This is a genomic window from Variovorax sp. P5_A3 (assembly GCF_056400665.1).
This window is the reverse complement of the sequence record NZ_JBFUKW010000004.1, coordinates 262552-288987: the sequence shown is the minus strand read 5'-3', so window position 1 is coordinate 288987 and position 26436 is coordinate 262552. Positions and strand designations below refer to the sequence as shown.

Here is a 26436-nt window from a genome sequence, read left to right as displayed (position 1 = left end):
GAATCGGGAAACTTCCCGCGCGGGCACGGGTTCGCGCTTCCCGTATCATTGTGTGTTACCGCGAGCCGGGATGCCTGAAGGCGCCCCGGCTTTTTTCATTGCCATGGACACATCTCCCGCCAATTCCCTCATCGAGTTTCGCAAGGTCGCTTTCGGCTATGGTGCACGCGCGATTCTCGATGGCGTCTCGTTCGCCGTGCCGCGTGGCAAGGTGACGGCGCTCATGGGTGCTTCTGGCGGCGGCAAGACCACGGTCCTGCGCCTGATCGGTGGCCAGCTGCGTGCGCAGCGCGGCGAGGTGCTCGTCAACGGCCAGGACGTGGGCAAGCTCGATGCCGATGCGCTCTACGCCGCGCGGCGCCGGATGGGCATGCTGTTCCAGTTCGGGGCGCTCTTCACCGACATGAGCGTGTTCGACAACGTCGCGTTTCCGTTGCGGGAGCACACCAAACTGCCGGAAGCGCTGATCCGCGACATCGTGTTGATGAAGCTCGACGCCGTCGGACTGCGTGGCGCACGCGAATTGATGCCGAGCGAGGTGTCCGGCGGCATGGCGCGGCGCGTGGCGCTGGCGCGGGCCATCGCGCTCGACCCCGATCTGGTGATGTATGACGAACCCTTCGCCGGGCTCGATCCCATTTCGCTCGGCACGGCGGCGCGGCTGATCCGGCAGCTAAACGACACGCTGGGGCTCACAAGCATCGTCGTTTCACACGACCTCGAAGAGACTTTCAGGATCGCCGATCACGTGATCATCCTTGCCAATGGCGGCATCGCCGCCCAGGGCAGGCCGGACGAAGTGCGGCAGAGCACCGATCCGCTGGTCCATCAGTTCGTGAATGCGCTGCCCGATGGGCCCGTGCATTTTCACTACCCCGCCGTGGGTGTCGAGGACGATTTCGGCAACGGCGAAGGGGGCCGTGCATGAGCTGGTACAAACCTTCGGACGTCGGTTTCGCGGTGCGCAGCAAGCTGGCCGATCTTGGGCTGGGTGCGCGACTGTTCCTGCGTCTCGTCTTCCGCGGCGCCAACGCCCTGCGCCGCTTCGGCCTTGTTCGTGACCAGATCCACTTCCTCGGCAACTACTCGCTCGCGATCATTGCGGTGTCGGGTCTCTTCGTCGGGTTCGTTCTCGGCCTCCAGGGCTACTACACGTTGCAGCGGTACGGCTCGTCCGAAGCACTGGGCCTGCTGGTGGCCCTCAGCCTCGTGCGAGAACTCGGGCCTGTCGTGGCAGCACTGCTCTTTGCCGGCCGTGCGGGTACCTCGCTGACGGCGGAGATCGGCCTCATGAAGGCCGGCGAGCAACTGAGCGCCATGGAAATGATGGCGGTCGACCCGGTCCAGCGCATCCTCGCGCCGCGTTTCTGGGCAGGCGTGATCACCATGCCGCTGCTGGCCGCCGTGTTCAGCGCGGTGGGCGTGATGGGCGGTTACGTCGTCGGCGTCCTGATGCTCGGGGTCGATCCGGGCGCGTTCTGGGGACAGATGCAGGGCGGCGTCGACGTGTGGCGAGATGTCGGCAACGGTGTCGTCAAGAGCATCGTCTTCGGGCTCACGGTCACCTTCATTGCGCTGCTGGAGGGCTACCAGTCGCAACCGACGCCCGAAGGCGTCTCGCGCGCCACGACCCGAACCGTGGTCGTGGCGTCGCTCGCGGTGCTCGGGCTCGACTTCCTGCTGACGGCGATGATGTTCAGCATCTAAAAATCGATCAGAGAGTACACATGCAACGTTCCAACAATGACATCTGGGTCGGCCTGTTCGTGCTGATCGGCGCTGCGGCGCTGCTCTTTCTCGCGCTCCAGTCGGCCAATCTCCTGAGCCTCAACTTCCAGAAGACCTACCCGGTGACCGCGCGCTTCGACAATATCGGCGGCCTGAAGCCGCAGACGGCAGTCAAGAGCGCCGGCGTGGTCGTCGGGCGCGTCGAATCGATCACGTTCGATGACAAGAACTACCAGGCGAGCGTTACCCTTGCGCTGCAAAGCCGATACAGTTTCCCCAAGGACAGCTCGCTCAAGATCCTGACCAGCGGCCTGCTCGGGGAGCAGTACATCGGCATAGAGGCGGGTGCCGACGAGAAGAACCTCCAGGCTGGCGACGTCATCACCGCGACACAGTCGGCGGTCGTGCTGGAGAACCTGATCGGTCAGTTTCTCTACAGCAAGGCGGCCGATGGAAGTTCGCCGTCCGGTAACTCCAACAAGAAATGAAACCACGAACTTCTCTTGCCCTGTCGTTCAGGACCGCCGGTCTGCGCTGGGTATTGGCTGTTGGCGCACTCATCCTGATGACGGGATGCGCCACGGGCCCGAACGCCAATCCCGCAGACCCCCTCGAGCCGCTCAACCGCCAGGTGGCCCGCTTCAACGATACCGTCGACGATGCGGTCCTGCGGCCGGTCGCGACGGTCTATCAGAAGGTGTTGCCTTCACCGATACGCACGGGCGTCAACAACTTCTTCAGCAACCTGACGGACGTCTGGAGCTTCGCCAACAGCGTGGCGCAGCTCAAGCTGCAGGACAGCGCACAGACATTCATGCGCCTGAACGTGAACACCGTCTTCGGACTCGGCGGTATCCTGGATGTCGCCACCGAACTCGGCATCGATCGTCACTACGAGGATTTCGGCCAGACGCTGGGGCGCTGGGGCGTGCCGAGTGGCCCGTACCTGGTTCTTCCGCTGCTCGGTCCTTCGACGGTGCGTGATGCCAGTGCGCTCATCGTGGATGTGCATGGCGATCCGGTGTACTACATCAACGACATTCCGTGGCGCAATTCGATGTACGCACTTCGCCTTGTGGACATCCGGTCCAAGCTCTTGCGGGCAAGCGCATTGCTCGACGATGCCGCGCTCGATCGCTATTCGTTCACGCGCGATGCCTTCCTTGCGAGAAGGCGCAATGAAGTCCACGACGGTGACCTGCCCGACGACGGAAACTAGGATCGGGCTTCTTGCATTCGGTTGCAGGGGGTCCAGCGAAGGGTGGAACCCTTCGCGCTCGGGCTGCCTCCAATCCGTCAAGTCGCCCGACTTGGAAACAGATACAAGGGAATCAATCGATGAACCAGATCCTTCAACGCCGCACCTTCGGCCGCCTGGCGATGGCAGGGCTCCTGCTCGCCGGTGCCGCCGTCTCCTACGTGCGGCCTGCGCACGCGGCGGATGAAACACCCGATGCACTGGTCAAGCGCATCTCGACCGACGTGCTGGAGACGATCAAGGCGGACAAGTCGATCAAGGCCGGTGACATCGGCAAGATCATGGTGCTGGTCGACACGAAGATCATGCCCAACGTGAACTTCCAGCGCATGACCTCCTCCGCGGTTGGTCCGGCCTGGCGCCAGGCCACGCCGGAGCAGCAACAGCGCCTCCAGGAAGAGTTCAAGACACTGCTCGTGCGCACCTATGCCGGGGCGCTCGATCAGGTCAGCGACCAGACCGTGAGCGTGCGGCCATTCCGTGGCTCGCTCGACGACAAGGAAGTCCTCGTCCGAACCGAAGTCCGAGGCTCGGGCGATCCGGTCCAACTCGACTACCGGCTCGAAAAGACGCCGGGTGATGGTGCAGGCTGGAAGATCTACAACATCAACGTCCTGGGGGTCTGGCTGGTCGATACCTATCGCACGCAGTTCTCGCAGCAGATCAATGCCAAGGGCATCGATGGCCTGATCGCTGCGCTGGCGGCGCGCAACAAGTCCAACGGCAAGAGCTGACCCGATGCTGGTCCTGCCGCCGAAACTGACGCACGACGAAGCGCCCGCCTGCGTCCACATGCTCCAGCACGGGCTTGGCGGACAGACGGACACCTCCACGGTGGTCGACGCCAGCGCGCTGGTCCAGTTCGATTCCTCGGCGCTGGCGGTGCTGCTGGAATGCCGGCGCGACTCGAAGGCGATGGGCCGGGGGTTCGCGGTGAAGGGGCTTCCATCCCGCTTGCGGGAGCTCGCTTCGCTGTACGGCGTGGCAGGCCTTTTGCCCGCCGCGCCCTGACCCAGGCAACGGGCCCGTAAAATCGCGGCCTCCCATGCCCGCGATCTCCTTTCAATCGGTCTCCAAGACCTATCCAGCCTCACGCCAGCAACGGGCCCAGGGAAACCCGGGCCTGCGAGCGGTCGATGAAGTCAGCTTCCAGATCGAAGAGGGCGAGTTCTTCGGTCTCCTCGGACCCAACGGCGCTGGCAAGACCACGTTGATCAGCATGCTCGCGGGCTTGTCCCGCCCCAGCGCAGGCTCGATCAGCGTCCATGGCTTCGACGTCCAAAAGCAATACGCGCAGGCGCGCCGACAGCTCGGCGTCGTTCCGCAGGAGCTTGTCTTCGATCCCTTCTTCAACGTTCGCGAAGCGCTGCGCATCCAGTCGGGCTACTTCGGCATCAAGAACAACGACGCCTGGATCGACGAATTGCTGCAAAGCCTGGGTCTGGCCGACAAGGCCAGCGCCAACATGCGCCAGCTATCCGGCGGCATGAAGCGCCGCGTGCTGGTCGCGCAGGCGCTGGTCCACAAGCCCCCGGTGATCGTGCTCGATGAACCCACGGCCGGCGTCGACGTGGAATTGCGCCAGACGCTGTGGCAATTCGTGGCCAAGCTCAACAAGCAAGGCAGCACCGTGCTGCTGACCACCCACTACCTGGAAGAGGCCGAGGCGCTGTGCCACCGCATCGCCATGCTCAAGCAGGGCCGCGTGATCGCGCTGGACCGCACCAGCGAACTGCTCCGGTCGGCGGCCAGCAACGTGCTGCGCTTCAAGACCGACGGCATGCTGCCGTGGGCGATCGCGCAGCATGCCCGCATCACCGGCCGCATCGTTCAACTGCCCGCGCAGAATGCGCTCGAGGTCGAGCAACTGCTCGCCGCGATCCGCGAGGCGGGCCTGGATGTCGAGGACGTCGAAATGCGCAAGGCCGACCTGGAGGATGTCTTCATCGACCTCATGGCGGGCGAGCAGACGCCTTTGGAGGTCTCCAGATGATGATCAACGCTTTGGGTTGGCGCGCCTTGCTCTACAAGGAGACGCTGCGCTTCTGGAAGGTCGGCTTCCAGACCGTCGGCGCACCCGTGCTCACGGCGCTGCTCTACCTGATGGTGTTCGGCCACGTGCTCGAGGACCACGTGAAGGTCTACGGCACGGTCAGCTATACCGCGTTCCTGGTGCCCGGCCTCGTGATGATGAGCGTGCTGCAGAACGCATTTGCCAACAGTTCGTCATCGATCATCCAGAGCAAGATCATGGGCAGCCTGGTGTTCGTGCTGCTCACGCCGCTGTCGCACTGGGGCTGGTTCTTCGCCTACGTGGGTTCGTCGATCGTGCGTGGACTGGCCGTGGGCCTGGGCGTGTTCGTCGTCACGGCGCTGTTCGCGATGCCGGGCTTCGTGTCGCCGTTGTGGATCGTGGTCTTTGCGTTCCTCGGAGCGGCGATCCTGGGCACGCTGGGGTTGATCGCAGGGCTCTGGGCCGAGAAGTTCGACCAGATGGCCGTGTTCCAGAATTTCCTGATCATGCCGATGACCTTCCTGTCGGGCGTGTTTTATTCGATCGGCTCCCTGCCGCCTTTCTGGCAGGCCGTCAGCCATCTGAACCCGTTCTTCTACATGATCGACGGCTTCCGCTATGGCTTCTTCGGCGTCAGCGACGTCTCGCCCTGGACGAGCCTTGCGATCGTCGGCAGCGCCTGGCTGGTGGTGAGCGCGATCGCTGTGCATCTTCTTCGCATTGGCTACAAGATCCGCGGATAACTTTCCTATGACTGCCGAAGAACTTCAATCGATCATCGAGGCGGGCCTCGCGTGCGACCACATCGCGCTCGAAGGCGACGGCCGCCACTGGTACGCCACCATCGTCTCCCCCGAGTTCGAGGGCAAGCGCGCCATCCAGCGGCATCAGCGCGTCTATGCCACCCTCGGTGCGAAAATGCATACCGACGAAGTGCATGCGCTCTCGATGAAAACCTTCACGCCCGCCGAATGGGCAGACCAGACTTCCTCGCCCTCCCGCTAGACCTCCGGATTCTTCATGGACAAACTTCTGATTCGCGGCGGGCGCAAGCTTCGCGGCGAGGTACTCATTTCCGGCGCCAAGAACGCCGCATTGCCCGAGCTGTGCGCAGCGCTGCTGACCGACCAGCCCGTCATCCTGCACAACGTGCCGCGGCTCAAGGATGTTGCGACCATGCTCAAGCTGGTGCACAACATGGGTGTCGCCGCCGAGCGCGATGACAACGGCACCGTGCGCATCAATGCGCGCTCGCTGGAAGTGCCCGAGGCACCCTATGAGCTGGTCAAGACGATGCGTGCATCGGTCCTGGCGCTCGGTCCGCTGCTGGCCCGTTTCGGGAGGGCCAAGGTGTCCTTGCCGGGTGGCTGCGCCATCGGCTCCAGGCCAGTCGACCAGCACATCAAGGGCCTTCAGGCCATGGGCGCAGACATCGTGGTCGAGCACGGCTACATGGTGGCCAGCATCGGCGGCGGACGCCGACGCCTCCATGGCGCCCGGATCACGACCGACATGGTCACGGTCACCGGCACCGAGAACTTCCTGATGGCCGCCGCGCTGGCCGAGGGCGAGACCGTCCTGGAAAACGCCGCGCAGGAACCGGAGATCGGCGACCTGGCCGAAATGCTGATTGCCATGGGCGCGAAGATCGAAGGGCACGGCACCAGCCGCATCCACATCCAGGGCGTGGAGAAGCTGACTGGCTGCACGCACCAGGTGGTCGCCGACCGGATCGAGGCGGGCACGTTCCTGTGCGCCGTTGCAGCCACGGGCGGCGACGTCGTCCTGAAGCACGGGCGTGCCGACCATCTGGATGCCGTGATCGAAAAGCTTCGTGCCGCCGGCGCGAGCGTGACGGCGCTGGAGGACGGCATCCGCGTGCGGAGCGAGGGTCGCCTCAAGGCGCAAACCTTCCGCACTACGGAATACCCGGGCTTCCCCACCGACATGCAGGCGCAGTTCATGGCGCTCAACGTGATCTCCGAGGGCACCTCGACCGTGACCGAGACCATCTTCGAGAACCGCTTCATGCATGTCGACGAGATGCTCCGCCTGGGCGCCAGGATCCAGACCGACGGCAAGGTGGCGGTGATCGAAGGCGTCACGCAGCTCTCTGGTGCGACCGTGATGGCGACGGACCTGCGCGCCTCGGCCAGCCTGGTTATCGCCGGTCTCGTGGCCGAGGGCGAAACGCTGGTCGATCGCATCTACCACCTCGACCGCGGCTACGACCGGATGGAAGCCAAGCTGCGCGGCCTGGGCGCCGACATCGAACGCGTGGCGGGCCCCGCCGAGGTCCAGCCGTGATCACGCTGGCGCTCTCGAAGGGCCGCATCTTCGAGGAGACGATGCCCTTGCTGGCTGCGGCCGGCATCGAGGTGACCGAAGACCCGGAGAAATCGCGCAAGCTGATCCTCGCGACCACGCGTCCGGACGTGCGGGTCGTGCTGGTCCGCGCCTCGGACGTGCCCACCTACGTGCAGTACGGCGGCGCCGACCTGGGCGTCACCGGGCTCGACGTGCTGCTCGAACACGGCAACCAGGGCCTCTACCAGCCGCTCGACCTCCGCATCGCGGCCTGCCGCCTCAGCGTGGCGGTCCGCGCCGACTACGACTACGCGTCGGCCGTCAAGCAGGGCTCGCGCATCAAGGTGGCGACGAAGTACGTCGGCCTGGCGCGCGATTTCTTCGCGAGCAAGGGCGTCCACGTCGACCTGATCAAGCTCTACGGCAGCATGGAACTCGCGCCGCTTACGGGCCTGGCGGACGCGATCGTCGACCTTGTCTCCACGGGAAACACCCTCAAGGCCAACCACCTCGTCGAAGTCGAACGCATCATGGACATCAGCGCGCGCCTGGTGGTCAATCAGGCCGCGCTCAAGCTCAAGCGAGAGGCGATCCGCCGCATCGTCGACGCCTTCGCCTCGGCCATCCCCACTTCTTGATCCCGGCACGTGCGATGAACCTGAAAGCTGCTCCCGCCCGACTTTCCACCACATCGGCGACCTTCGAGGCCGATTTCAAGGCGCGCCTGCATTGGTCCGCCGAGGCGGATGCGGCGATCGAGCAGGTGGTCGCCGACATCCTGGTGGATGTGCAGCGTCGCGGCGACGAAGCGGTGCTGGAGTACACGCGCCGCTTCGACCGGCTCGACGCGGCCGGCATGAACGCGCTCGAACTCACGGCGGCTGAACTGCGCGCCGCCTTCGAGTCGCTGCCCGCCGTACAGCGCGACGCGCTCGAAGCCGCCGCCCGTCGCGTGCGCAGCTACCACGAGGCCCAGAAGAAGGCGAGCGGCGAAAGCTGGAGCTACCGCGACGAAGACGGCACCCTGCTGGGCCAGAAGGTCACGCCGCTCGATCGCGTCGGCATCTACGTGCCTGGCGGCAAGGCCGCCTATCCCTCCAGCGTGCTGATGAACGCGATTCCGGCGCACGTGGCGGGTGTCGGCGAGATCATCATGGTCGTGCCGACACCGGGCGGCGAGAAGAATCCACTGGTGCTGGCGGCGGCGCATGTTGCCGGCGTGACGCGCGCGTTCACTATCGGGGGCGCACAGGCAGTGGCAGCACTGGCCTATGGCACGATGACCATTCCGGCCGTCGACAAGATCACGGGCCCCGGCAATGCCTACGTCGCAGCCGCCAAGCGCAGGGTCTTCGGCACCGTCGGGATCGACATGATCGCCGGGCCGAGCGAGATCCTGGTGCTGGCTGACGGCACCACGCCGCCCGAATGGGTGGCGATGGACCTGTTCAGCCAGGCCGAACACGACGAGCTGGCACAGAGCATCCTGCTGTGCCCCGACGCCGACTACATCCAGAGCGTGCAGCAGCAAATCGACCAGCTCCTTCCCTCGATGCCGCGCGCCGGGATCATTGCGGCCTCGCTCAGCGGGCGCGGCGCGCTGATCCAGACCCGCAGCATGGAAGAGGCTTGCGAGATCAGCAACCGCATCGCCCCGGAACACCTGGAAGTCAGCAGCCGCGACCCGCACCGCTGGGAGCCGCTGCTCAAGCATGCCGGCGCGATCTTCCTCGGCGCCTACACCAGCGAGAGCCTGGGCGACTACTGCGCAGGCCCCAACCACGTGCTGCCTACGAGCGGGACGGCGCGCTTCAGCTCGCCGCTGGGCGTCTACGATTTCCAGAAGCGATCGAGCCTCATCGAGGTGAGCGAGTCCGGCGCACAGGTGCTCGGGCGTATCGCGGTGACCCTGGCCGAAGGCGAGGGTCTCGCCGCACACGCCGAGGCGGCACGCATGAGATTGCGCTGAAGGTGCCGGAGGATGGTGCTGTGATGCGAATCCGATTCGACCGCCTGGGGCTGCTGCTGATCCTCCTGGCCGGGGCCGCGAGCGCGCAGGCCATGACCATTCGTGAAATGCGGACCCTGGAGGCCAATGAGAAAGACGGCAAGCTCTACGCCAACTACTATCTCGTCGGCGTGGTGGAAGGCCTGCGAGAGGCCAGCGAGGCGGCACAGCGCGCGGGCCAGAAGCCGCCTTTCTGCATCAATGGCCGGAAACTCGAGCCCGCGATGGCCCGCTCCCTCTACCAGTCCGAACTGACGCGCAACGCCGACAACTACGAAGCCGACATGCCGGTGCAACTCGTCGTCTCGTCCGCACTGCGCAACAGCTACCGCTGCAACCCCTGAATCCATGACCTCCAAGACCGCCACCCCCCTTGCGCTCGGCCGCATCCGCGCCGACGTGCAGTCCATGCACGCCTACGCCGTGCAGGATGCACGCGGCCTGATCAAGCTCGACGCGATGGAGAACCCCTACGGCTTGCCCGCCGAGCTGCAGTCGGCGCTCGGCCAGCGCCTGGGCGCCCTCGCGATCAATCGCTATCCGGGCGACCGCGGCGCCGACCTGCAGCGTGCCCTCGCTGCGCACTCCGCCATGCCGGAAGGCTTCGGGCTGATGCTCGGCAACGGCTCGGACGAGCTGATTTCGCTTCTCGCGATGGCTTGCGACCTGCCCGGCGCGGCAATCGTCGCGCCAGTCCCCGGATTCGTGATGTACGCGATGAGTGCCCAGCTCCAGGGCCTCCGCTTCGTCGGCGTGCCGCTCACTGCCGACTTCGAACTGGACGAGGGCGCCATGCTGGACGTCATCGCGCAGGAAAAGCCGGCCATCGTCTACCTGGCCTACCCGAACAATCCGACCGCCAACCTCTGGGACGATGCCGTGATCGACAGGATCATCGATGCCCAGGGTGCGCAGGGCGGCCTGGTCGTCATCGACGAGGCCTACCAGCCCTTCGCCGGCAAGAGCTACATCGACCGCGCGGCCCGCCACGGCCATGTGCTCCTGATGCGCACGCTCAGCAAGTTCGGCCTCGCCGGCGTGCGCCTGGGCTACATGATGGGCCCGGCCGCCCTGGTCGCCGAGGTCGACAAGGTCCGCCCGCCCTACAACATCAGCGTGCTCAATTGCGAGTGCGCGCTGTTCGCCCTCGAGCACGCCGAGGTGTTCGCGCGGCAGGCGGCCGACATCCGGAGCCAGCGCACCCGCATCTTCGAGGGGCTGGGTCGCCTGCCCGGCGTGAAGAGCTGGCCCAGTGACGCCAACATGATCCTGGTGCGTGTTCCCGATGCCACAAAGGCCTTCGAGGGAATGAAGGCGCGCGGCGTGCTGGTCAAGAACGTTTCTAAAATGCATTCCCTGCTCGCGAACTGTCTGCGCCTGACCGTCGGAACCGCCGACGAGAACACGCGGATGCTCGCGGCACTCGAAGCCTCACTATGAACACCCTCACGGCACCCGAAGCAGTCGTCGCAGCCGCCGCGCGCGTGGCGTCGGTCACGCGCAACACGGCCGAAACGAAGATCACGGTCCAGGTCAACCTCGACGGCACCGGCCGCGCGAAGCTGTCGACCGGCATCGGCTTCTTCGACCACATGCTCGACCAGATCGCCCGCCACGGGCTGATCGACCTCGACATCGACTGCAAGGGTGACCTGCACATCGACGGCCACCACACGGTGGAAGACGTCGGCATCACGCTGGGCCAGGCGGTCGCCAAGGCCGTGGGCGACAAGAAGGGCATCCGGCGCTACGGCCATGCCTACGTGCCGCTGGACGAGGCGCTGAGCCGGGTGGTGATCGACTTCTCCGGCCGCCCCGGCCTGGTGATGGACGTGCCCTTCACCAGCGGCATGATCGGCACTTTCGACAGCCAGCTCACCTACGAATTTTTCCAGGGCTTCGTCAATCACGCTTTCGTCACCCTGCACATCGACAACCTCAAGGGCGTTAACGCGCACCACCAGTGCGAAACCGTGTTCAAGGCCTTCGCGAGGGCGCTGCGTGCGGCGCTGGAGCTCGATCCGCGTTCGGCCGGCGTCATTCCCTCGACGAAGGGGTCGCTCTGATCCCATGACCCGCAATACCGTTGCCGTCGTCGACTACGGGATGGGCAACCTGCGATCGGTGTCGCAGGCGGTCCAGCATGCGGCCGACCAGGTCGGGGTGGAGGTGTTCGTCACTTCCGATCCGGCCCTCGTGCGCCGGGCCACGCGCGTGGTGCTGCCGGGGCAGGGCGCCATGCCCGACTGCATGCGCGAACTGCGCGACTCCGGGCTGCTGGAGCCCGTGCTCGAGGCGGCCGCCAGCAAACCCTTGTTCGGCGTCTGCGTCGGCATGCAGATGCTCCTGTCGCACAGCGACGAGGGCCCGACCGACGGCCTGGGCCTGATCCCGGGCAATGTCCGCAAGTTCGAACTGGCGGGCCGCACCCAGCCGGACGGCAGCCGCTACAAGGTGCCGCAGATGGGCTGGAACCAGGTGCGGCAGGTGCGCCCCCACCCGGTCTGGGCCGGGGTGCCCGACCAGAGCTACTTCTACTTCGTGCATAGCTTCTATGCCCGCCCGGACGACGCCAGCCACAGTGCCGGCGAGGCGGAATACGGCGAGCGCTTTACCGCTGCCGTCGCACGCGATAATATTTTTGCTACCCAGTTCCACCCGGAGAAGAGTGCGGACCATGGGTTGCAGCTCTATCGAAATTTCCTCCACTGGAATCCCTGACACCTTGAACGGATCGACCGCTCGACCCGGACCTGCGCCTGCGGCGCCCGCCGGAATCTGAGTACGATCGCGCATTTCGCCACCCACTTCCGTTCGTCCGCTCGATCTCCCCGCGATTTCATCGTTCGTTCCACGCAATCCCGCACCATGCTCCTCATTCCTGCGATCGACCTCAAGGATGGCCACTGCGTTCGTCTCAAGCAAGGCGACATGGACCAGTCCACCACTTTCAGCGAAGACCCGGCCGCGATGGCGCGCAGGTGGCTCGAGGCCGGCGCGCGGCGGTTGCACCTGGTCGACCTGAATGGCGCCTTCGCGGGCAAGCCGCAGAACCACGGGGCGATCAAGGCGATCCTGAGGGAAGTGGGCGATGACATTCCGGTGCAGCTCGGCGGTGGCATCCGTGACCTCGACACCATCGAGCGCTACATCGACGACGGCCTGCGCTACGTGATCATCGGCACCGCCGCAGTCAAGAACCCCGGCTTCCTGAAGGACGCCTGCAGCGCCTTCGGCGGCCACATCATCGTCGGTCTCGACGCCAAGGACGGCAAGGTCGCGACCGATGGGTGGAGCAAGCTGACCGGCCACGAGGTTGCCGACCTGGGCAAGAAGTTCGAGGACTACGGCGTCGAGTCGATCATCTACACCGACATCGGCCGTGACGGCATGCTCTCGGGCATCAACATCGAGGCCACCGTCAGGCTGGCCCAGGCGCTCACCATCCCGGTGATCGCATCTGGCGGTCTCTCGAACATGGCCGATATCGACAGGCTTTGCGCCGTCGAGCCCGACGGTATCGAAGGTGTGATCTGCGGTCGGGCCATCTATTCGGGAGACCTCGATTTCGCGGCCGCCCAAGCCCGCGCGGACGAGTTGGCTGAACAGTAGCTCAAGGGGCGGTGCCGCCGCCTATTCGGATTTGATCGCCATCGTCTGGATGATGGTTTCGAGCTGGGGGCTCATGGGCAGGTTGATGCTCGTCCCGGACGGCAGCTTCCGCAGGAACCAGCGCTTGTACTGCCGCTCGATCTCTCCGTCTTCGGCCAGGTCGTGGAACGTGCTGTCGATGACCGCCTTGAGCTGGGGATCGTTCTTCCGGTACATCACGCCATACGGGTCGTACGACAGGAAGTCGCCGACCACGTAGTAGTCGCTCGGGCCCTCAGCCGTGCCACGGTCCTGCGCGATCAAGCCGTACAGCAGCACGTCGTCTGTCGCGAAGGCGTCGGCTTTTCCTGATTTCACGAGCGCAAACGATTCGGCGTGGTCGCGTGAAGCCACCAGGTTCAGCCCGAGCTTGAAGCGAGCCGACAGGTCCTGCATCGTCTTCTCGTTGGTGGTCCCGCTGGTCACCGCGACCGTCTTGCCGGCCAGGTCGGTGAAGGACCGGACCGGCGAACTCTTCCTGACCAGCAGTTTGGTGCCCGACACGAACATCGTCGGCGAGAAGCTCACGCGTTTCTGGCGTTCGAGGTTGCTCGTGGTCGACCCGCACTCGAGATCGACCTGGCCATTGGCCACGGCGTCCATGCGGGACTCGGAAGTCACGGGCACCCATTTCGTCGTCAGCGTCTTGTGCACCGCGTCGCTCATCGCCTCCACCACGGCCTTGCACAGTTCGATCGAATAGCCGATCGGCTCGTTGCGGGCGGACAGGTACGAAAAGGGCACGGAGGATTCCCGGTAGCCGATGGTGACGACCCCGGACTCGCGCACCTTGGCGAGCGTACCGGTCAGCGCCGCCGGCGCGTCCGGTACGGGCTCCGTCTGGGCGATCGCCCAGGACGACAGGCAGAGCAGCCCGGCAAGCAGCGCCGCGGGCATGGACAGCTTCTGCACACGTTGCATGATGGTCTCAGGCGTGTGCGGGATGGGCGAGGGTAGCGGCCAGTTCCGCGTCCATCGAGCGGGCGTTCGCATCGGCCTCGCTTTCGGTGAGCAGCTCGCCCTCCCACTTGGCCACGACCGCCGTAGCGATGGAGTTGCCCACCGCATTGGTCGCCGAACGACCCATGTCCAGGAAGGTGTCCACGCCCAGGATCAGCAGCAGGCCCGCCTCGGGGATGTTGAACTGGTTCAACGTGGCCGCGATCACCACCAGCGAAGCGCGCGGAACGCCGGCCATCCCCTTGGACGTCAGCATCAGGATCAGCAGCATGGTGATCTGGGTGCCGATCGTCAGCGGGATGTCGTACGCCTGGGCGATGAAGAGCACGGCGAAGGTGCAATACATCATCGAGCCGTCGAGATTGAAGGAATAGCCCATGGGCATCACGAAGCTGGAAATCTTGCGCTTGACACCGAAACGGTCGAGCGCGATGAGGATCTTCGGATACGCAGCCTCCGAACTGGCCGTGGCAAAGGACAGCAGGAAGGGCTCGCGGATGAGCCTCAGCAGCTTGACGATGCGCGGCCCCAGGAACACGAAACCCGCCAAGGCAAGCACGCCCCACAGGATGAACAGGCTCAGGTAGAAGCCGCCCATGAAGACCGCGAACTTGACCAGGATCTGCAGACCGTTGGTGGCTACCGTCGCGGCCATGGCGGCCATCACCGCCAGCGGGGCCAGCTTCATGACGTAACCGGTGATCTTGAGCATCGCGTGCGAGAGTTCGTCGATCGAGGCAACCAGCGTCTTTCCCTTTTCTCCGAGCGAGGCGAGCGCGACGCCGAAGAACATCGAGAACACCACGATCTGCAGGATCTCGTTGTTGGCCATGGCCTCGACGAAGGACTTGGGAACCACGTGGCCGACGAAGTCCTTGAGGGTGAACTTCGAGGTCGCGAGGTTGGCCGAGGAGCCGATGTCCGGCAGCGGCAGGCCCAGGTTGTGCCCGGGTTGCAGCAGGTTCGCCATGATCAGCCCCAGGATGAGCGAGACCAGCGAGGCCGTGATGAACCATCCCAGCGCCTTGCCGAACACGCGTCCGACCGCTGCGGCGTCCCCCATGTGCGCGATGCCGACGACGAGCGTGGAGAACACCAGCGGCCCGATCAGCATCTTGATCAGCCGCAGGAACACGTCCGACATGATCGAGATGTAGCCGGCGATTTCGGTCGCGCTCTTCTTGTCCGGGAAATTGACGAAGACCATGTAGCCGAGCACGATGCCGATGATCATCGCGATCAGGATCCAGGCGGCTGGCGGCAGTTTTCTTTTCATGGGAGATCCTTGGAACGAGTTCTGGAGGGTGCCGGTGTGATTTCAAGCGAAATAGGCGCCGGCTGCAATGCCAATCGGCCCAAACCTAGAATCGGGTCATGTCCCTCCAAGCCCTCGTCTTCCGCGGCCAGCCGGCAGTGCGCAGCTCCCTTCCAGGGGGCGACAGCTGCACGGTGGCCCTTCACGGCGGCCATGTGCTGTCCTGGACCACGGCCGATGGCGTGGAGCGGCTCTACCTGAGCCCCGATGCGCGCTTCGACGGCCAGAGCGCCATTCGTGGCGGGGTGCCGATCTGCTGGCCGCAGTTCAACATGCGCGGGCCGCTGCCCAAGCACGGTTTCGTGCGCAACATTGCCTGGCAGGCCGAATCGGACGAGGGTGACGCCAGGCGGCGGACGCTCGTCCTTTCGCTCCAGTCCAACGAGGCCACGCGGGCGATCTGGCCGCATTCTTTCCGCGCCCGGCTCTCCGTCACGCTGAGCCCGCGCCAGTTGCGCATAGCCCTGACCATCGACAACACCGGGAGTGGCCCCTGGTCCTTCGCCGCGGCCTTGCACAGCTATTTGCGCGTGGAGGAAGTCACCACAGCCCGGCTTGAAGGACTGCAGGGTGCCAACCGATGGGATGCGGTGCGCGACGATCGCCACGTCGAAGTGGCGCCGGCGCTCGGCTTCGGCGCGGAATTCGATAGCGTGTATGCCACCCCCGCCCGCCCGTTGCGCCTGGTGCAGCCGTCCGGCACGCTGGAAATCTCGCAAAGCGCCAGTTGCACCGAAACCGTCGTGTGGAACCCCGGGCCGGTGTTGAGCGCCAAGCTCGAGGATCTGCCCGACGACGGCTGGCGCCACATGCTCTGTGTCGAGGCCGCCCGCATCGATGAGCCGGTCCTGCTGGCGCCGGGCGGCCAATGGCAGGGCTGGCAGCAACTCAACGTCCTCTGAATGTCTTTCTGAACAATCCCATGCTTGCCAAACGCATCATTCCCTGCCTCGACGTCACGGGTGGCCGTGTCGTCAAGGGCGTCAATTTCGTCGAACTGCGGGATGCCGGCGACCCGGTCGAAATTGCGGCGCGCTACAACGCGCAGGGCGCCGACGAGCTGACTTTCCTGGACATCACGGCGACCAGCGACGGACGCGACCTGATTCTGCCCATCATCGAGGCGGTGGCCTCCCAAGTCTTCATTCCCTTGACCGTCGGCGGCGGCGTGCGGACCGTCGCGGATGTGCGCCGGCTGCTCAACGCCGGTGCGGACAAGACCAGCTTCAATTCCGCTGCCATCGCCAATCCTCGGGTGATCGAGGATGCATCGGGCAAGTACGGCGCGCAGTGCATCGTGGTGGCCATCGACGCCAAGCGCCGAACTGCCGAGGACGCGGCGACGCGCGGCCCCGGCTGGGATGTCTACAGCCATGGCGGCCGCAAGAACACCGGGCTCGACGCAGTGCAATGGGCCGTCGAAATGGCGCGCCGCGGCGCCGGCGAGATCCTGCTGACCAGCATGGACCGAGACGGCACCAAGAGCGGATTCGACCTCGAACTCACCCGCGCCGTGAGCGATGCGGTCAGCGTGCCCGTGATTGCCTCGGGCGGCGTCGGCAGTCTCGAACATCTGGCGGATGGCATCCAGGCTGGCGGCGCCGATGCTGTCCTGGCGGCCAGCATCTTCCATTACGGCGAGTTCACCGTCGGCGAGGCCAAGCGGCAAATGGCCGCGCGCGGCATTCCCGTCCGGCTGTGACCGACAATAGCCGGATGAACTGGTTGGATGAAGTCAAGTGGGATGCGAACGGCCTCGTGCCTGTGATCGCGCAGGAGCGGGGCAGCAACGACGTGTTGATGTTTGCCTGGATGAACCGCGAAGCGCTCGCGAAGACCGCCGAGCTGGGCCGCGCCGTGTACTTCAGCCGGTCTCGCGGAAAGCTGTGGTTCAAGGGCGAGGAGTCTGGGCACGTCCAGACCGTTCACGAGATCCGGATCGACTGCGACAACGACGTCATATTGCTCAAGGTCACCCAGCAGGGCCATGAGCCGGGTATCGCCTGCCACACGGGCCGTCACAGCTGCTTCTTCAGCAAATACGAAGATGGGCGTTGGATCGTCACGGAGCCGGTCTTGAAAGACCCCGACTCAATCTACACATCGTCCCCAAGATGAGCACACCCGAACTCAACGCCGAAGACGCGCTGGCGCGCCTCGCCGCCGTGATCGAAAGCCGGCTCCCCGCCCGTGGCGGCGACCCCGACAAGAGCTACGTCGCGCGACTGCTTCATCGCGGCCCCGATGCCTTCCTCAAGAAGATCGGCGAGGAAGCGACCGAAGTCGTGATGGCCGCCAAGGACGCAGACCATGGCGGCGACCGCACGAAGGTCGTGAACGAAGTGGCGGACCTGTGGTTCCACAGCATGGTGGCGCTCGCGCACTACGGCTTTGCGCCGCGCGACGTGGTGGCGGAACTGGAGCGTCGCGAAGGCACCAGCGGCATCGAGGAAAAGGCCCTGCGCAAGGCGCAGGATCGCGAAGCTTCCAACGACTGAGAGGACACCATGCCGAACGACATCGTGACCGTCGAGCCCGATGACTCGCTCAAGACCTGGGGCTGGATCAGCTACATCCTGCACCTCGTGGTCGCGGTGGGGGCTGTGCTGCCGGGTGCCCAGGCTTCCATCGGGCTGCTGCTGATCGCACTGGTGATCGACCTCGTCAAGCGCGACGACGCCGCGGGCACGTGGCAGGCTTCCCACTTCAGCTGGCGCATCCGGTCGGTGCTCTGGGCCGGCCTGCTGTACGTGCTGACTTCATGGCTGTGGCTGCTGCTCTTCGTGCCCGGCTGGATCGCCTGGGGACTGATTTCCCTCTGGTTCCTCTATCGCATCGTCAAGGGGATGGTGCGAATGAATGCCGGCCGATCCATGGAGCCTTCCAATGTCCTCTGACCCGAACTGCATCTTCTGCAAGATCATCGAAGGGAAGATTCCCTCGCGAAAGGTCTACGAAGACGACGAGCTTTTCGTCTTCCACGACATCGCGCCGTGGGCGCCGATTCACTTCATGATCGTGCCGAAGCGCCATATTCCGTCGATGGCGCAGGTCACCGCCGACGATGCCGCGTTGCTGGGCAAGATCATGATCTTGGCGCCCAAGCTGGCGGTGGAGCAGGGCTGCAGGCCGTATCCGGAAGGCGGCTTTCGCATCGTCGTGAATACGGGTGCGGAGGGCGGACAGGAAGTCCACCATCTCCACGTCCACGTCATGGGCGGCCCAAGACCTTGGTTGAGAGGGTGACTGGCTCCGCCGCGCTCCCGGTGAAAGCCGATAGCCATCGTTTCTGGGCGGTCAATTCCGCCGACTAAAATCGTTCACATTCTTCAGGAGTAATCCATGGGTTCACTTTCCATCTGGCACTGGCTGATCGTGCTGCTCGTCGTCGTGATGATTTTCGGCACCAAGAAGCTGCGCAACATGGGCTCGGATCTTGGCGGCGCGGTCAAGGGCTTCAAGGACGGCATGAAAGACGGCTCGACACCCGACGCACCCGTTGCTCCCAACGCACAGGTGACGGGCAACGCCACCACCGACAAGTCGACGATCGACGTCGAGGCGCGTCAGAAGTCCTGAGCCAGCATCCGTGATCGACCTCGGCATCTCGAAACTTGCGCTGATCGGCGCGGTTGCGCTGATCGTCATCGGGCCGGAAAAGCTGCCGCGCGTGGCGCGTACCGTCGGTACCCTGCTGGGCAAGGCGCAACGGTACGTGAACGACGTCAAGGCCGAGGTCAATCGCTCGATGGACCTCGACGAATTGCGAAAGATGAAGGACACCGTGCAGGACGCTGCCCGCGATGTCGAGCACAGCATCCAGTCTGGCGCCAGCGATTTCGAAAAGCAGTTCTCCGAAAGTGGCCAGACGCTTTCCGAACTGGCGGAGCCGACGCCTTCCTATCCCGAATACAAGCACCCGCGCAAGAACTGGCGCCTGAAGCAGGGCGCCACCCCGCAGTGGTACAAGGCGCGCAACGGCGTGCGCACCAAGGCGCTTTCAGGGGCAGCGCGCGTGGCCCGTTACCGCCCTCACAAAATCAACTAGCCGCAACGCCGATCCGGTTGCGCGCAGCGCGCATCCATTTCCCGCCCGCAGCGCCCCCACATGGCCGATCCCACCGACAAGAACAAAGAAGACGAACTGGCCGGCACCGAGCAGCCTTTCGTCCAGCACCTGATGGAGCTGCGGGATCGCCTGCTCTATTGCATCTATGGCCTTGTTGTCGCCGGCATCCTGCTCGCCATCTGGCCCGGTCCTGCCGGACTGATCGACTTGATCGCGGTGCCGATTCGCGCCCACATGCCGCCCGATGCGAAGCTGATCGCGATCGGCGTGTTCTCGCCGTTCTTCGTACCGCTCAAGGTGCTGGCGATGACCGCCGTGCTGCTGGCGCTGCCCTGGCTCATGTACCAGTGCTGGATGTTCGTGGCGCCGGGCCTCTACAGCCACGAGAAGAAGTTCGCGCTGCCGCTGATCTTCTTCGGAAGCCTGCTGGCCTACGCGGGCATCGCCTTCGTGCAGTTCTTCGTGCTGGACAAGATGTTCGGCTTCATCCAGAAATTCACGCCGCCGTCGGTGAATGCCACGCCCGATATCTCGTCGTACGTGGAAGCGATCCTGTCGCTGTACATCGCGTTCGGCGTGGCCTTCCAGGTGCCTATCGTCGTCATGCTGCTCGTGCGTTTCGAGATGGTCACCATCGAGAAGCTGAAGTCCTTCCGCGGCTATTTCATCGTGGTCGCGTTCGTCGTGGCGGCGATCCTGACGCCGCCGGATGTCGTCTCGCAACTCGCGCTGGCGATTCCGATGTGCCTGCTGTACGAAGTGGGCATCATCGGTGCGCGCTACTTCTCCAAGTACACCAAGGCGCCCGAGGAAAGCGCGGATTCCGCGCAACCTTGATCCGGGTTGTCCGGGCGTGCTTTGCGCCTATTCGGTTTCGTTCTGCGCGCGCCGAACCGGTGACCGGGGCCGCAGGCCCGGCGTCACGTCCAGTTCGAGCTTGTCGCTGCCGCGTTGCAGTGCAAAGCGCGCCGCATTGCCCGGCTTGAGGCCGGCGACCGCGGTCAAGAGTTCCTGCACGTTGCCGATGCTCTTTTCGCCCACGCTGGTGATGACATCGCCCGGGCGAACACCGGCCTTCGCCGCTGGACCGTTCTGCAGGACGCCCGTGATGATCACGCCGGCGCTGGCCTTGACGCCGAAGGTTTCGGCGAGCTCGGGCGAGAGGTCGTTCGGCTCCACGCCGATCCAGCCACGGGTGACCTTGCCCGACTTCACGATGTCCTCCAGCACTTGCTTGGCCGTCGACACCGGAATGGCAAAGCCGATGCCCAGGCTGCCGCCGGAGCGGGAATAGATGGCGGTGTTGATGCCTTCGAGATTGCCGTTCACGTCGACCAGCGCGCCGCCCGAATTCCCGGGGTTGATCGCCGCATCGGTCTGGATGAAGTTCTCGAAGGTATTGATGCCGAGTTGGTTGCGCCCGAGCGCTGAGACGATCCCGCCCGTCACCGTCTGCCCGACGCCGAACGGATTGCCGATGGCGAGAACCTGGTCCCCCACCTGGAGCGAGTCGGAATTGCCCAGCACGATCACCGGCAGCTTGTCGAGCTCGATCTTGAGCACCGCGAGATCGGTGTCGGGGTCGGTGCCGATCACCTTGCCGCGCGTGTGGCGGCTGTCATTGAGCGTGACGTTGATCTCGTCCGCACCTTCGACGACGTGGTTGTTGGTGAGGATGTAGCCGTCGGCACTCACGATCACGCCGCTGCCCAGTCCGACCTGCGGCTGGTCCGCCCCCTGGTCACCGAAGAAGAAGCGAAACCAAGGATCGTTGCTGCGAGGGGAAAGCTGCGCCGCCTTGCTGGTGTTGATGCTGACCACGGCAGGCGATGCCTTCTTGGCGGCGGTGCTCAGGCTGCCCGGAGCGACCGCGCTCGGGCTGGTGGCCGGCGCCTCGATGACCGCAACAACGCCGCCAAGCGAACCTGCGCGACGGTTGAGCCACTCGGGCTTGAGCGTCGCAATGACGAAATAGGCCGCGAGCAGGACGGTGACGGCTTGGGCAAACAGCAGCCAGGTGCGTTTCATGAAGGACGTGAAAAAGACGTTGAGCGACAGCGCTTCACCCCGCGGGAGCGCCAAACAGCCGATTGTCCCTCAACGGTCCCGGCGACCCAGCGACCCGGTGACCCGAACCTCGACGAGGTTGGCCCGCTTCGGATCCGGACTCGCGGCGTGGGATAGGTGGAAACCCTGAAATTCGATGACGTGCAGCCGGAGCGCCTCGTCTTTCCATTCTGCTTTTCTTCGATTGCGCATGACTGCACCAGCCCTTGACGATGGCGCCCCCGCGCCATCGATGCCCGCGCGCGCGCTCGACGCCCGCGACTACAAGACGCTCGCCCTGTCCGCCCTTGGGGGCGCGCTCGAGTTCTATGACTTCGTCATCTACGTGTTCTTCGCGACGGTGCTGGGCGCACTGTGCTTCCCCGCCGACATGCCCGATTGGCTGCGCCAACTGCAGACCTTCGGCATCTTCGCCGCCGGCTATCTGGCACGACCCCTGGGCGGTATCGTGCCCCTTATCCTCACGCTCTGAATGCAGAAGGATCCGATGGCGCCGGCCCACTACGTCGGTGCCCTCGCGGTGCTGGGCTTCGTGCTCGGCCTGTTGCCCCTCGCGTCGCGCGGCCATGCGATGCGGGCCACGCCGGCCCGGTCCACAATGGCGTGATGAGCACGACCCGCCACGAACTTCTCCACGCGTTCGACCTGCTGCTTGCTCCCGAGCGTTTCAAGGACTACGGACCCAACGGGCTGCAGGTCGAAGGCCGCACCACGGTGCGCAAGGTCGTCTCCGGCGTCACGGCGAGCCGTGCGCTGATCGAGGCGGCCATTCGCGCCGAAGCGGATGCGATCTTCGTCCACCACGGTCTGTTCTGGCGGGGCCAGGACGGCCGGGTCACGGGCTGGATGCGCCAGCGACTGGGCCTGCTGCTGGGAGACGACGTCAATCTGTTCGCCTATCACCTGCCGCTCGACGCGCACCCCGAACTCGGCAACAACGCGCAGCTCGGCGCGCGCTTGGGCCTCGCTGCGCGCCCCGGCTCCTCCGGACGTTTCGGCGAACAGGAGCTTGGGTTCATCGGCGGACGGGACAACGGCGAAGGGTTCACGAGCGCCAAGGCCTTGGCCGCCCACGTGGAGAAGGCGCTCGGCAAGCCGGTGACGCTGGTGGAAGGCGCCCCGCGACCCATTCGAAGCATCGCCTGGTGTACGGGCGGCGCGCAGAGCTACTTCGAAGCCGCGATCGCGGCCGGCGCGGATGCCTTCATCACCGGCGAGATCTCCGAGCCCCAGGCCCACTACGCACGTGAATTGGGCGTCGCCTTCCTGGCATGCGGACACCACGCCACCGAACGGTACGGTGCACAGGCAGTCGCAGGCCATGTGGCCGCGCAACTCGGCCTGGCGCACGAGTTCATCGACATCGACAACCCGGCGTGAGCAGCGTTCAGCTTCCCATCGCGATCACGCTCGGCGACCCGGCGGGCATCGGGCCCGAGATCATCGCCAAGGCGTTCCGGGACGCGGCCGGCCTCATGCAGGGATGCTTCGTAGCCGGCGATGTCGGCACGATGAGGCGCGCCGCCCAGGCACTTGCGGCACCCGGTGCGCCGGCGCTTCCAGTGGCGGTGATCGAGTCGCCGACTGACGTGGGCGGCGCGCCGCCGGGCTGCATTCCGGTGCTGCAGGTCGTCGAAGCTCCTGAAGGTGCGATTGCGACGGGCCAGGTCAGCGCCGTTGCAGGGCGCATTGCCGGAGACTGCGTCGTCTGGGCTGCGCGGGCGGCCCTGCGCGGCGAGGTGGCTGCGATCGTGACCGCGCCACTGCACAAGGAAGCGCTGGCGGCCGCGGGGTTCCCGTTCCCCGGGCACACCGAGCTGCTCCAAGCCGAGGCCGCCGCCTACCTCGGCCGCCCGGTCGCCCAGGTGCCGGTCCGGATGATGCTCGCCAACGACGAGCTTCGGACGGTGCTCGTGAGCATCCACATGTCACTGCGCGAAGCGATCGAAGCAGTGACCTTCGATGGCGTGCTCGAGACCTTGCGGATCACCCACAGCGCACTGTCTGCCGTGTTGGGCCGGGCACCGAGGATCGGCGTTGCGGGCCTCAACCCGCATGCGGGGGAGGGTGGCCTGTTCGGTTCGGAAGAGCGCGACATCATCGTGCCGGCCATCGCGGCGGCGCGGGCCGAAGGCATCGCCGCCGACGGGCCTCATGCACCCGACACCATCTTCATGCGGGCGCGCGCCAGGGCGAACGGCGCCGGCGAGTTCGACGTGGTGATCGCCATGTACCACGACCAAGGCCTGATCCCGGTCAAGTACCTCGGCGTGGAGAAGGGCGTGAACGTCACGCTCGGACTGCCGCTGGTGCGCACCAGTCCCGATCACGGGACTGCCTTCGACATCGCAGGCACGGGGCGGGCCGACCCGTCGAGCCTGATCGAGGCGATCAGGATGGCGAAGTCGCTCGCGGGCGTCAGGGGCGCTTGAGGCTGTCGCGGATTTCGCGCAGCAGCACGACATCCTCGGGCGTTGCAGGTGGAGGGGCCGCCTCCTGGCTCTTCTTCAGCTTGTTGATCTGCTTGACCATCAGGAAAATGATGAAGGCCAGGATCACGAAGTTGACGGCGATGGTGATGAAGTTGCCGTATGCCAGTACCGGCGCCCCGGACTTCTTGAGATCGGCCAGGTTGTTGGCCACGCCTGAAGGCGTCGGACCCAGCACGATGTAGAGGTTCGAGAAATCCAGCTTGCCGAACACCAGCCCGACGATCGGCATGATGATGTCGCTTACCAAGGAGTCGACGATCTTGCCAAAGGCAGCGCCGATGATCACGCCGACCGCCAGGTCGATCACGTTGCCTTTGACGGCAAACTCGCGGAACTCCTTCAGAAAGCTCATGTCGGGTACCTCTCATGTGCGGTTGTTGAACGCAGGCCAGTATAGGGGGCGACCTTGCCGCCGCAGCCCTGCGGAACGCCTGCGTCCGCGAGGTCGTGGCGCGTTGAATTCACTTCTTACGCTCCGCTACAATCGTCGGTTGACCCCAAGCCCCTAGCGAAGAACATTGAGGATCCCCATGAGTGACAGCACCGCCGGCCGCCCCCGGATCGACTCCAGCAAGCGGACGTGGTTGATCGCATCAGGTTGTGCGGGCGCAGTGGGCGGGGTGGCGGTGGCCGTCCCGTTCGTGAGCTCCTTCCAGCCCTCCGAAAAAGCCAAGGCAGCCGGTGCGCCGGTCGAGGCCGACATCAGTGCCCTGCAAGTGGGCGAGAAGATGACGGTCGAATGGCGCGGAAAGCCGGTGTGGATCCTGAAGCGTTCGCCGGCCCAGGTCGCCGAACTCCCCAATCTCGATCCTCTGCTCGCCGATCCGCTGTCCAAGCGCAATCCCGAAGAGTTCACGCCCCCCTACGCCCGCAACCAGCATCGGTCGATCAAGCCCGAAGTCTTGGTGGTCGTCGGTATCTGTACCCACCTCGGCTGCTCGCCGACGGACAAGTTCCAGGCCGGTCCGCAACCCTCGCTGCCCGACAACTGGGAAGGCGGCTTCCTCTGCCCGTGCCACGGGTCGACTTTCGACCTGGCCGGCCGCGTCTTCAAGAACAAGCCTGCGCCGGACAACCTGCCGGTGCCCCCGCACATGTACCTCTCCGACACGCGCCTCCTGATCGGCGACGACAAGAAGGCCTGAGGAGAACCACGACATGGCAGAACTGAAGGAAATCTCCCCGAACGCACCCGCGACCGAGAAGGCACTCAACTGGGTCGACAACCGCTTCCCGCTGACCAAGCTCTGGAACGACCAGTGGGGCAAGTACTACGCCCCGAAGAACTTCAACATCTGGTACATCTTCGGCTCGCTCGCGATGCTGGTCCTCGTGATCCAGATCGTGACCGGCATCTTCCTCGTGATGCACTACAAGCCCGACGCGTCACTGGCCTTCGCGTCGGTCGAGTACATCATGCGCGACGTGCCCTGGGGCTGGCTCATCCGCTACATGCACTCGACGGGGGCGTCCGCCTTCTTCATCGTGGTGTACCTGCACATGTTTCGCGGCCTGATCTACGGCAGCTACCGCAAGCCGCGCGAACTGATCTGGATCTTCGGCTGCGCGATCTTCCTGTGCCTGATGGCCGAGGCTTTCATGGGCTACCTCCTGCCCTGGGGCCAGATGAGCTATTGGGGCGCGCAGGTGATCGTCAACCTGTTCTCCGCGATCCCCTTCGTCGGTCCGGACCTCGCGTTGCTGATCCGCGGTGACTACGTGGTGAGCGATGCCACGCTCAACCGCTTCTTCAGCTTCCACGTGATCGCCGTGCCGCTGGTGCTGCTCGGCCTCGTGGTCGCACACCTGATCGCGCTGCACGAAGTGGGCTCGAACAATCCCGACGGCATCGAGATCAAGGCCAACCGCGGTCCCGACGGCCATCCCCTGGACGGCATCCCGTCGCATCCGTACTACACGGTGCACGACATCTTCGGCGTGGTGGTGTTCCTCACGATCTTCTCGGCGGTGATCTTCTTCGCACCCGAGGCCGGCGGCTACTTCCTGGAGTACAACAACTTCATTCCGGCCGATTCGCTGAAGACGCCGAACCACATCGCGCCGGTCTGGTACTTCACGCCGTTCTATTCGATGCTGCGGGCCATCACGAGCGAGATGATGTATGCGCTGATCGCCTGCGTGGTGGCTGCTGCGGGCTTCGGCGTCTGGAAGGCGCGGGTGCCCCAGTTCGTCAAGGCCGCGATCGTGGTGGCCGCGGTCGTCGTCGCCGCGCTCATGCTCTCGATCGACGCCAAGTTCTGGGGCGTGGTCGTCATGGGCGGCGCCGTCATCATCCTGTTCTTCCTGCCCTGGCTGGATCACAGCCCGGTCAAGTCGATCCGCTATCGGCCGGGCTGGCACAAGTACCTGTACGGCGTGTTCGTCGTCAATTTCGTGGTCCTGGCCTATCTTGGCGTCCAGCCTCCGTCGCCTATCGGCGAGCGCGTGTCGCAAGTCGGCACCCTGTTCTATTTCGGTTTCTTCCTGTTGATGCCATGGTGGAGCCGCCTCGGTGAATTCAAGCCGGTCCCCGAGCGCGTGACCTTCGCAGCGCATTGACCGGGAGA

35 protein-coding genes and 1 pseudogene are annotated in these 26436 nt (G+C 65.0%); 32 read left to right on the top strand and 4 right to left on the bottom strand.

Annotation, left to right across the window (positions count from 1 at the left end; all coding sequences use genetic code 11):
* The first annotated feature begins 70 nt into the window (after positions 1-70).
* From AC1D3B_RS08890 to hisA, 17 genes are all read left to right on the top strand, one after another.
* The gene (locus tag AC1D3B_RS08890) at positions 71-928 is read left to right on the top strand and encodes an ABC transporter ATP-binding protein (RefSeq protein ID WP_478190282.1); all 858 of its coding nucleotides are present in this window, start codon (positions 71-73) and stop codon (positions 926-928) included.
* Entirely contained in the window at positions 925-1707 is a 783-nt protein-coding gene (gene mlaE / locus AC1D3B_RS08885) for a lipid asymmetry maintenance ABC transporter permease subunit MlaE (protein ID WP_478190281.1), read from the top strand. Before AC1D3B_RS08890 ends, mlaE begins: the two co-directional genes overlap by 4 nt.
* 20 nt (positions 1708-1727) lie before the next feature.
* Positions 1728-2216 (top strand): outer membrane lipid asymmetry maintenance protein MlaD, encoded by a 489-nt coding sequence (gene mlaD, locus AC1D3B_RS08880; protein WP_478190280.1) that lies wholly within the window; start codon positions 1728-1730, stop codon positions 2214-2216.
* Positions 2213-2947 (top strand): MlaA family lipoprotein, encoded by a 735-nt coding sequence (locus AC1D3B_RS08875; protein ID WP_478190279.1) that lies wholly within the window; start codon positions 2213-2215, stop codon positions 2945-2947. The genes mlaD and AC1D3B_RS08875 overlap by 4 nt, the downstream gene beginning before the upstream one ends.
* A gap of 119 nt (positions 2948-3066) precedes the next feature.
* Positions 3067-3720, top strand: a complete 654-nt coding sequence (locus AC1D3B_RS08870; RefSeq protein WP_478190278.1) for an MlaC/ttg2D family ABC transporter substrate-binding protein — start codon at positions 3067-3069, stop codon at positions 3718-3720.
* 4 nt (positions 3721-3724) lie between these two features.
* The gene (locus AC1D3B_RS08865) at positions 3725-3997 is read left to right on the top strand and encodes an STAS domain-containing protein (RefSeq protein ID WP_478190277.1); all 273 of its coding nucleotides are present in this window, start codon (positions 3725-3727) and stop codon (positions 3995-3997) included.
* A 34-nt stretch (positions 3998-4031) separates the two neighbouring features.
* Positions 4032-4979: an ABC transporter ATP-binding protein gene (locus tag AC1D3B_RS08860; RefSeq protein WP_478190276.1), complete on the top strand. Its 948-nt coding sequence runs from the start codon at positions 4032-4034 to the stop codon at positions 4977-4979.
* Positions 4979-5743 carry an ABC transporter permease gene (locus AC1D3B_RS08855; RefSeq protein ID WP_478190376.1) on the top strand — a complete coding sequence of 255 codons (765 nt, stop codon included), beginning with the start codon at positions 4979-4981 and terminating at the stop codon, positions 5741-5743. Before AC1D3B_RS08860 ends, AC1D3B_RS08855 begins: the two co-directional genes overlap by 1 nt.
* A gap of 7 nt (positions 5744-5750) precedes the next feature.
* The gene (locus AC1D3B_RS08850; protein ID WP_478190275.1) at positions 5751-6005 is read left to right on the top strand and encodes a BolA family protein; all 255 of its coding nucleotides are present in this window, start codon (positions 5751-5753) and stop codon (positions 6003-6005) included.
* Positions 6006-6020: 15 nt separating this feature from the next.
* The gene (murA, locus tag AC1D3B_RS08845) at positions 6021-7307 is read left to right on the top strand and encodes a UDP-N-acetylglucosamine 1-carboxyvinyltransferase (RefSeq protein ID WP_478190274.1); all 1287 of its coding nucleotides are present in this window, start codon (positions 6021-6023) and stop codon (positions 7305-7307) included.
* On the top strand, positions 7304-7945 hold the full coding sequence (gene hisG, locus AC1D3B_RS08840; protein ID WP_478190273.1) for an ATP phosphoribosyltransferase: 642 nt from the start codon (positions 7304-7306) through the stop codon (positions 7943-7945). The genes murA and hisG overlap by 4 nt, the downstream gene beginning before the upstream one ends.
* Before the next feature lie 14 nt (positions 7946-7959).
* Positions 7960-9276, top strand: coding sequence for a histidinol dehydrogenase (gene hisD, locus AC1D3B_RS08835; protein ID WP_478190272.1), 1317 nt, complete (start codon positions 7960-7962; stop codon positions 9274-9276).
* A gap of 23 nt (positions 9277-9299) precedes the next feature.
* Positions 9300-9659 carry a hypothetical protein gene (locus AC1D3B_RS08830; RefSeq protein WP_478190271.1) on the top strand — a complete coding sequence of 120 codons (360 nt, stop codon included), beginning with the start codon at positions 9300-9302 and terminating at the stop codon, positions 9657-9659.
* 4 nt (positions 9660-9663) lie between these two features.
* Positions 9664-10755 carry a histidinol-phosphate transaminase gene (hisC, locus tag AC1D3B_RS08825; protein WP_478190270.1) on the top strand — a complete coding sequence of 364 codons (1092 nt, stop codon included), beginning with the start codon at positions 9664-9666 and terminating at the stop codon, positions 10753-10755.
* Complete coding sequence (gene hisB / locus AC1D3B_RS08820) at positions 10752-11381, top strand: imidazoleglycerol-phosphate dehydratase HisB (protein WP_478190269.1); 630 nt, start codon at positions 10752-10754, stop codon at positions 11379-11381. The genes hisC and hisB overlap by 4 nt, the downstream gene beginning before the upstream one ends.
* 4 nt (positions 11382-11385) lie before the next feature.
* The gene (hisH, locus tag AC1D3B_RS08815) at positions 11386-12036 is read left to right on the top strand and encodes an imidazole glycerol phosphate synthase subunit HisH (RefSeq protein ID WP_478190268.1); all 651 of its coding nucleotides are present in this window, start codon (positions 11386-11388) and stop codon (positions 12034-12036) included.
* Positions 12037-12183: 147 nt separating this feature from the next.
* The gene (gene hisA / locus AC1D3B_RS08810) at positions 12184-12927 is read left to right on the top strand and encodes a 1-(5-phosphoribosyl)-5-[(5-phosphoribosylamino)methylideneamino]imidazole-4-carboxamide isomerase (RefSeq protein WP_478190267.1); all 744 of its coding nucleotides are present in this window, start codon (positions 12184-12186) and stop codon (positions 12925-12927) included.
* A gap of 21 nt (positions 12928-12948) precedes the next feature.
* On the opposite strand, the gene AC1D3B_RS08805 is transcribed toward hisA, so the two are convergent.
* Entirely contained in the window at positions 12949-13887 is a 939-nt protein-coding gene (locus AC1D3B_RS08805; protein ID WP_478190266.1) for an amino acid ABC transporter substrate-binding protein, read from the bottom strand.
* 7 nt (positions 13888-13894) lie between these two features.
* Entirely contained in the window at positions 13895-15202 is a 1308-nt protein-coding gene (locus AC1D3B_RS08800) for a dicarboxylate/amino acid:cation symporter (RefSeq protein ID WP_478190265.1), read from the bottom strand.
* 98 nt (positions 15203-15300) lie between these two features.
* Here AC1D3B_RS08800 and AC1D3B_RS08795 point away from each other — a divergent pair, with 98 nt between their 5' ends.
* The 9 genes from AC1D3B_RS08795 (at position 15301) to tatC (ending at position 20147) form a co-directional block, all read left to right on the top strand.
* Complete coding sequence (locus AC1D3B_RS08795) at positions 15301-16143, top strand: D-hexose-6-phosphate mutarotase (RefSeq protein WP_478190264.1); 843 nt, start codon at positions 15301-15303, stop codon at positions 16141-16143.
* A 20-nt stretch (positions 16144-16163) separates the two neighbouring features.
* Positions 16164-16943 (top strand): imidazole glycerol phosphate synthase subunit HisF, encoded by a 780-nt coding sequence (gene hisF / locus AC1D3B_RS08790; protein ID WP_478190263.1) that lies wholly within the window; start codon positions 16164-16166, stop codon positions 16941-16943.
* Positions 16944-16957: 14 nt separating this feature from the next.
* Complete coding sequence (gene hisI, locus AC1D3B_RS08785; RefSeq protein WP_478190262.1) at positions 16958-17359, top strand: phosphoribosyl-AMP cyclohydrolase; 402 nt, start codon at positions 16958-16960, stop codon at positions 17357-17359.
* The gene (locus AC1D3B_RS08780) at positions 17356-17739 is read left to right on the top strand and encodes a phosphoribosyl-ATP diphosphatase (protein ID WP_478190261.1); all 384 of its coding nucleotides are present in this window, start codon (positions 17356-17358) and stop codon (positions 17737-17739) included. Before hisI ends, AC1D3B_RS08780 begins: the two co-directional genes overlap by 4 nt.
* A 9-nt stretch (positions 17740-17748) precedes the next feature.
* On the top strand, positions 17749-18138 hold the full coding sequence (locus AC1D3B_RS08775; RefSeq protein ID WP_435516339.1) for a DUF4870 family protein: 390 nt from the start codon (positions 17749-17751) through the stop codon (positions 18136-18138).
* Positions 18128-18487 (top strand): histidine triad nucleotide-binding protein, encoded by a 360-nt coding sequence (locus AC1D3B_RS08770; protein ID WP_478190260.1) that lies wholly within the window; start codon positions 18128-18130, stop codon positions 18485-18487. The genes AC1D3B_RS08775 and AC1D3B_RS08770 overlap by 11 nt, the downstream gene beginning before the upstream one ends.
* A 96-nt stretch (positions 18488-18583) precedes the next feature.
* Positions 18584-18820 carry a Sec-independent protein translocase subunit TatA gene (tatA, locus tag AC1D3B_RS08765; RefSeq protein WP_478190259.1) on the top strand — a complete coding sequence of 79 codons (237 nt, stop codon included), beginning with the start codon at positions 18584-18586 and terminating at the stop codon, positions 18818-18820.
* A gap of 10 nt (positions 18821-18830) precedes the next feature.
* Positions 18831-19289 (top strand): Sec-independent protein translocase protein TatB, encoded by a 459-nt coding sequence (gene tatB / locus AC1D3B_RS08760; protein ID WP_286567606.1) that lies wholly within the window; start codon positions 18831-18833, stop codon positions 19287-19289.
* Positions 19290-19349: 60 nt separating this feature from the next.
* Positions 19350-20147, top strand: coding sequence for a twin-arginine translocase subunit TatC (gene tatC / locus AC1D3B_RS08755; protein ID WP_478190258.1), 798 nt, complete (start codon positions 19350-19352; stop codon positions 20145-20147).
* 27 nt (positions 20148-20174) lie between these two features.
* On the opposite strand, the gene AC1D3B_RS08750 is transcribed toward tatC, so the two are convergent.
* A complete protein-coding gene (locus AC1D3B_RS08750) occupies positions 20175-21338 on the bottom strand; it encodes a trypsin-like peptidase domain-containing protein (RefSeq protein ID WP_478190257.1) in 1164 nt (387 codons plus the stop codon).
* A gap of 229 nt (positions 21339-21567) precedes the next feature.
* Between AC1D3B_RS08750 and AC1D3B_RS08745 the strand changes: the two are divergent.
* From AC1D3B_RS08745 to pdxA, 4 genes and pseudogenes are all read left to right on the top strand, one after another.
* Positions 21568-21828, top strand: a pseudogene (locus AC1D3B_RS08745) (MFS transporter); the annotation flags it as partial.
* 21 nt (positions 21829-21849) lie between these two features.
* Complete coding sequence (locus AC1D3B_RS08740) at positions 21850-21984, top strand: hypothetical protein (RefSeq protein WP_478190256.1); 135 nt, start codon at positions 21850-21852, stop codon at positions 21982-21984.
* Positions 21984-22757 (top strand): Nif3-like dinuclear metal center hexameric protein, encoded by a 774-nt coding sequence (locus tag AC1D3B_RS08735; RefSeq protein ID WP_478190255.1) that lies wholly within the window; start codon positions 21984-21986, stop codon positions 22755-22757. The genes AC1D3B_RS08740 and AC1D3B_RS08735 overlap by 1 nt, the downstream gene beginning before the upstream one ends.
* The gene (pdxA, locus tag AC1D3B_RS08730; RefSeq protein WP_478190254.1) at positions 22754-23809 is read left to right on the top strand and encodes a 4-hydroxythreonine-4-phosphate dehydrogenase PdxA; all 1056 of its coding nucleotides are present in this window, start codon (positions 22754-22756) and stop codon (positions 23807-23809) included. Before AC1D3B_RS08735 ends, pdxA begins: the two co-directional genes overlap by 4 nt.
* On the opposite strand, the gene mscL is transcribed toward pdxA, so the two are convergent.
* Positions 23796-24221 (bottom strand): large conductance mechanosensitive channel protein MscL, encoded by a 426-nt coding sequence (mscL, locus tag AC1D3B_RS08725; protein WP_478190253.1) that lies wholly within the window; start codon positions 24219-24221, stop codon positions 23796-23798. The two genes, pdxA and mscL, sit on opposite strands and share 14 nt — an antisense overlap.
* Before the next feature lie 178 nt (positions 24222-24399).
* Here mscL and petA point away from each other — a divergent pair, with 178 nt between their 5' ends.
* Together petA and AC1D3B_RS08715 are read left to right on the top strand one after the other, a co-directional pair.
* Positions 24400-25014, top strand: coding sequence for a ubiquinol-cytochrome c reductase iron-sulfur subunit (petA, locus tag AC1D3B_RS08720; protein ID WP_478190252.1), 615 nt, complete (start codon positions 24400-24402; stop codon positions 25012-25014).
* A gap of 13 nt (positions 25015-25027) precedes the next feature.
* Positions 25028-26428: a cytochrome b gene (locus AC1D3B_RS08715; protein ID WP_478190251.1), complete on the top strand. Its 1401-nt coding sequence runs from the start codon at positions 25028-25030 to the stop codon at positions 26426-26428.
* Positions 26429-26436: the final 8 nt, after the last annotated feature.